This window comes from Polaromonas sp., from assembly GCF_029945895.1.
Taxonomy (GTDB): Bacteria; Pseudomonadota; Gammaproteobacteria; order Burkholderiales; family Burkholderiaceae_C; genus Polaromonas.
This window is the reverse complement of the sequence record NZ_JAQSDL010000021.1, coordinates 1-4,914: the sequence shown is the minus strand read 5'-3', so window position 1 is coordinate 4,914 and position 4,914 is coordinate 1. Positions and strand designations below refer to the sequence as shown.

7 protein-coding genes are annotated in these 4,914 nt (G+C 65.0%); 2 read left to right on the top strand and 5 right to left on the bottom strand.

All coding sequences use genetic code 11. The features are described from left to right. Positions 1 to 848 (top strand): ammonium transporter (locus PSV33_RS02415; protein ID WP_300558186.1); only part of this gene is annotated, 848 nt, incomplete at its 5' end. A gap of 85 nt (positions 849 to 933) precedes the next feature. Here PSV33_RS02415 and PSV33_RS02410 read toward each other — a convergent pair. From PSV33_RS02410 to PSV33_RS02390, 5 genes are all read right to left on the bottom strand, one after another. Next, entirely contained in the window at positions 934 to 1,419 is a 486-nt protein-coding gene (locus PSV33_RS02410; RefSeq protein WP_300558184.1) for a DoxX family protein, read from the bottom strand. After that, positions 1,416 to 2,249: a putative DNA-binding domain-containing protein gene (locus PSV33_RS02405; protein ID WP_300558182.1), complete on the bottom strand. Its 834-nt coding sequence runs from the start codon at positions 2,247 to 2,249 to the stop codon at positions 1,416 to 1,418. The genes PSV33_RS02410 and PSV33_RS02405 overlap by 4 nt, the downstream gene beginning before the upstream one ends. Continuing rightward, positions 2,246 to 3,139: a DUF692 domain-containing protein gene (locus PSV33_RS02400; RefSeq protein WP_300558180.1), complete on the bottom strand. Its 894-nt coding sequence runs from the start codon at positions 3,137 to 3,139 to the stop codon at positions 2,246 to 2,248. The genes PSV33_RS02405 and PSV33_RS02400 overlap by 4 nt, the downstream gene beginning before the upstream one ends. A gap of 59 nt (positions 3,140 to 3,198) precedes the next feature. Next, positions 3,199 to 3,495, bottom strand: a complete 297-nt coding sequence (locus tag PSV33_RS02395; protein ID WP_300558178.1) for a DUF2282 domain-containing protein — start codon at positions 3,493 to 3,495, stop codon at positions 3,199 to 3,201. 135 nt (positions 3,496 to 3,630) lie between these two features. Next, positions 3,631 to 4,146, bottom strand: coding sequence for a peroxiredoxin (locus PSV33_RS02390; RefSeq protein WP_300558176.1), 516 nt, complete (start codon positions 4,144 to 4,146; stop codon positions 3,631 to 3,633). Positions 4,147 to 4,364: 218 nt separating this feature from the next. On the opposite strand from PSV33_RS02390, the gene PSV33_RS02385 reads away from it, so the two are divergent. Next, positions 4,365 to 4,914, top strand: a 550-nt coding sequence (locus tag PSV33_RS02385) for a sigma-70 family RNA polymerase sigma factor (RefSeq protein ID WP_300558174.1), incomplete at its 3' end; no start/stop codon positions are given.

The following is a 4,914-nucleotide window of genomic DNA, read 5'->3' as shown; positions in this document are numbered from 1 at the left end:
CCACCGCCGTGATCGTCGGGTTTGTCTATCCGTTTTTCGAGGGCATTGTCTGGAACCAGCATTTCGGCGTGCAGGCCTGGATCAAGGCGCTGACCGGATCCGAGTTCCATGACTTCGCCGGCTCCATCGTGGTTCATGCGGTCGGCGGCTGGCTGGCGCTGCCGGCGGTGATCCTGCTGGGCGCTCGCAGCAACCGTTACCGCAAAGACGGCGGCATCTCGGCGCATCCGCCGTCCAGCATTCCTTTTCTGGCGCTGGGCGCCTGGATACTGACGGTCGGCTGGTTCGGCTTCAATGTGATGAGCGCCCAAACCATCGACAAGATTTCCGGTCTGGTGGCGGTCAACTCGCTGATGGCCATGGTCGGCGGCACGCTGGTCGCGCTGGCGCTGGGCAAGAACGACCCGGGCTTTGTGCACAACGGCCCGCTGGCTGGTCTGGTGGCGGTGTGTGCTGGCTCGGACCTGATGCATCCGCTGGGCGCACTGGTGACGGGCGGTGTCGCCGGTGCGGTGTTTGTGTTGATGTTCACGCTGACACAAAACCGCTGGAAGATCGACGATGTGCTGGGCGTGTGGCCGCTGCACGGCCTGTGCGGCGCCTGGGGCGGCATCGCTGCTGGCATCTTCGGCAGCAAGACCTTGGGCGGCTTGGGCGGCGTGCACCTCGGCGCGCAGCTGATCGGCACGGTCATGGGCGTGGGCTGGGCGCTGCTGGCCGGTTTTGCGGTCTATGGCCTGATCAAGGCCACCATGGGCCTGCGCCTGAGCCAGGAAGAAGAATACGAGGGCGCCGACCTGTCGATCCATCGTATCGGCGCCACGCCCGACCGCGAGGTCAACTGGTGAGGGCCACGATGGCGGCCGGCCACCGTTTGCTCCTGAATTTATAGCTGGTTGCGCACGCCCCTATTGGGTCGACGGCCGATTTGGCTTATGAAGTTCGGCGAACCCGCTGCAGTGTCGGCGCCAGCCAGCGATCCAGCGACCACGGTCCCCCACCGTAAATGGCCAGCCCCGCCAGCAGCGTGCCCCAGAACACATGCTGCTGCAGGGCGGCCGGTGCAATCTCGCTGAGCGAGACCACCGCGACGGCGTTGACCACAAACAGGCCCAGCGCCGGGAAGCGGCCCGCCAGGCCCAGCACCAGCAGCACCGGCAGCACCAGCTCACCCGCTGTCCCCAGCAAAGCGGCCGCCGCCGGAGGCAGCAAGGGCACGTGGTACTCGTCGGTGAACAGGGCCACGGTGGTGTCCCAGTCGCGCAGCTTGGTCAAGCCGGACAGGAAAAAGACCTGCGCGATGTACAGGCGCGCCAGCAAGGCCGCCGCCGGCTGCAGTGTATTGAGGGTCCGGGTCAGCCCGCCCCACGCGTTCAGGCCGCGCGCCAGCCAGGCCATGCGGCCATTACTTGTCATCATGTGTTTCCTTCGGTAGTTGGCAACGAATGCACGCCCATGACCAGGCCGGTCTGCACCGCCTCGCCCAGCCAGGCATTGAAATCAAAGGGCACGGCCCCGCTGTCACCGGGCAGGTGCGCGTTGTCCAGCGCGTCGAGCAGGGACCGGCCGGCCATCAACATCTCGAGCAGCCGGTGTTCGATCGCCGTGCTCACGCGCACGCGGGGCCTCAAGCCCTGGCGCCAGACCAGCACGTGTTCAGCGCGGCCCTCGGCCAGCCACTGCCCGGCCTGTTGCAGGCTGGGGCTGCCTGTGAGGTGGGCATTGACGATGCTGGCCACCGGATAAGGGCTCGCCAGCCAGGCCACGCCCGCGCCCAGGGTGAGCGTGATCCGTGCCGGATCCTCCGTGGCCAGCCGAGCAAACGTCGCCGCATCCGGCGACACGTCGGCGGCGCTGCTGGCCAGATGCATGCGCCACTCCAGGTGGGCAACATCGGCGAGACAGGGTTCATCGGCCAACTGGGCGGACGCCCCGACGAAGGCGCCAAGCAGGTCCCCCCAGCAAGCCATGTCGCCACAAACGGGCGGGTGCCTGGCCCAGAAGTGGCGCGCCAGCGACGCAAAATTTTCTTCGCCGACCAGCTGCACCAGCACCGGGTAGGCCGCGGCCAGCGCACGCTCCGCCAGCGCCTGACCGTTCGCGCGGTAGGCTTGCAGGCCGCGTTGCAAGCACCCCGCCTGGGCAGCGTCACCGGCAGACAGCCAGCGCGGCGGAGCTGCGCCACCGGGCGCGCCCAGCACCAGTTGTAGCAGGCCCTGCTGCTCCTGCTGAAAACTGTCGGGCCTCATGCCGCCACCGCGCTGTTCGCCAGGGCTTGCAGCGCGCGGGCGCTGGCCGCCTCGTCGAGCAATACCTGCAGCGGTGGGATGTCGGTGTCCCACTCCACGAGGGTGGCCAGGCCGCCCGGCGCCTTGCCAAAACGCGCCAGCGCATGCCGGTAAAGCTGCCACACCTCGTCGCACACGCGGCTGCCGTGGTCATCGATGACGATGTCACCGCAGTCCTTGTGCCCCGCGAGGTGCAGTTCCGCCACCGCGTGCGGCGGTATCCGGTCCAGCCACGCCATGCAGGCGCGCACCGGGTCGTCCGTACTGCCCGCCAGGCGCTCGTTGCATGCGTTCACATAAATATTGTTGACATCGACCAGCAGGCCGCAGCCGCTGCGGCTGGCGAGTGCCGAAAGAAAATCGGTTTCACTCATGTCGGAGCTGTTGAAGCGCACATAGGCGGACAGGTTTTCGACCAGCAGGCGGCGCTTCAGCCGGTCCTGCACCTGCTGCACGTTCGCGCACAACACATCCAGCGACTGCCGGTGAAAGGCAAGCGGCAGCAGATCCGCCGCATGCACGGTGGCACCGCCCCACGGTCCGCGCGCAAATGAGGCATGGTCCGAGACGCGAACCGGTTCGATACGCTCGACCAGCGCGGCAAGCTGGTCCAGGTGCCAGGGATCGATCCCAACGGCCGAGCCCAGCGCCAGCCCGACGCCATGCAGGCTGACCGGGTAGGTCTGGCGAGCCTCCTGCAGCACGGCGAGCGCTGCACCGCCAAGCCCAAAAAAGTTTTCGGAATGGACTTCCAGGAAGTCCAGTTCCGGTTGCGCCTCGAGAAGCGACCCATAGTGCGGATGCCGCCAGCCTATGCCCGTGGTGAAAAAGGTGGGATCAGTCACAGCCATAAGGCGACACCTGTCCAGGGACAGGCGGCTTCGCCCGGGTGAGAACAGTCAGCAGGCGATCAGCTCTTCTTGTCCATCATGGGTTTTTCCATGCCCTTCATCTTGGCCTGGTCCGCGGTGAGGCCCTTCATGCTGGTGCAGGTTCCCTTGGCCACGTACTTCCACTCGTTGGCATCGTCGCTGACCTTGGACTGGCCCGCGCAGGAATGGCTGCCATTCAAGTTGGCGCAATCATTCTGGCCGGCCTTGGCAATGCCGTAGCATTTTTCTTTCTGCTGGGCAACAGCAGGTGTGGCCACCAGCATGGTGGACAGCAGGGAGGCTGCAGCTGCAGCAATCAGGGCGCGTTGGTTCATTTGAAATCTCCAGTTGATTCGAACAGGTTAAAAATCGCAACCAGACCCATGTGATTTCTCTGTCTGGTTAAAGCTTGGTCTGGCGACTGCCGGCTTTCTTACAGGCTTTTTTTCACCGTCAAAAAAAGCTGACGGCTACAGCAGGTCGGCAATGCGGTCCCAGGCCTCCGGCGGAATCCGGCCCACATAACGCTCCACGATTTTTCCGGACTTGTCGACCAGGTAACCCGCAGGCAGCTGCGCGTGCTGGCCCAGGTTGTCGCGGTAGCTGCTGTCACCGGCCCAGAGCTGCACAAAACGCTGGCGGGTCGGCACGGTGCGCGAGATGATGTTCTCGTAGTCCAGCAGGTCTTTCATGCGCGCGTCGGTGCTCACCGCCACCAGCTCGAAGGGCTTGCCGGCCCAGCCTTCGTAGTTCGTTCGCAGCTCGGGCATCTTGTCGCGGCAGACGGCACAACCGGTGGACCAGTACAGCACCAGCACCACCTTGCCCTTGAGCGAAGACAGCCTGAACGGTGTGCCCTCCACTGTTTTTCCTTCGATCTGCGGTGGTGCGGAGGCTGGCGCGGCTGCAACACGTTCCGCCTTTGAAGCGGTCGGCGCTGTCTGCGCCAGGGCAGGCGCGGCGATCCCGAGCCCGAGGAGGGCCATTGCCCCCAGGCCCCGCAAGATTCGGCCGGGATGCGCAACGCTGGGACCGGTCGCGGGGGGTGGGGGGTGACAGGCGAAGCCCATGATGGTTTCCTTGTTGATCGCAAAAAACAGGGCGTTTGTTGCCAAAGGTTGGTCGCAGGGCCGCTGTCCTTCTTACGGTTTTTTCTGCACTTTTTTTGCGCGTGCGGGTCGCCGTGCGGCTAGACTCGCCATCCATGGCCTCCTTTGAAGAGCAACTGGTTGAACACCGGGTCTACCTCCTGCGGTTTGCGCGGCTGCAGCTGCGCAACGATGCCTGGGCCGAAGACGCCGTTTCCGAGACCCTGCTGGCAGCCCTGTCCAGGCCGCAATCGTTTGGCAACCGTTCGCAGCTCAAGACCTGGCTGGTCGGCATCCTCAAGCACAAGGTTGTCGACCTGATTCGCAGCCACGCGCGGGAGGTCTCGTTGCCCGACCACGGGGACGACGACGACGCGGACGAACTGGACAAGCTCGTTTTCAAGCGTGACGGCCATTTCGCCAGCCCGCCCGGTGACTGGGGAGATCCGCAGCAAACCCTGGCGCAAAGCCAGTTTTTCAAGGTCCTCGATGCCTGCGTGGAGCGCTTGCCCCCCGCTCTGGGGCGCTTGTTCCTGATGCGCGAATGGCTGGAGCTGTCCTGCGAAGAAGTCTGTAAGGAACTCTCGCTCACGCCGACCAACCTGTATGTCCAGCTTCACCGTGCCCGCCTGCGTTTGCGCGAATGCCTGGCCATTCACTGGTTTG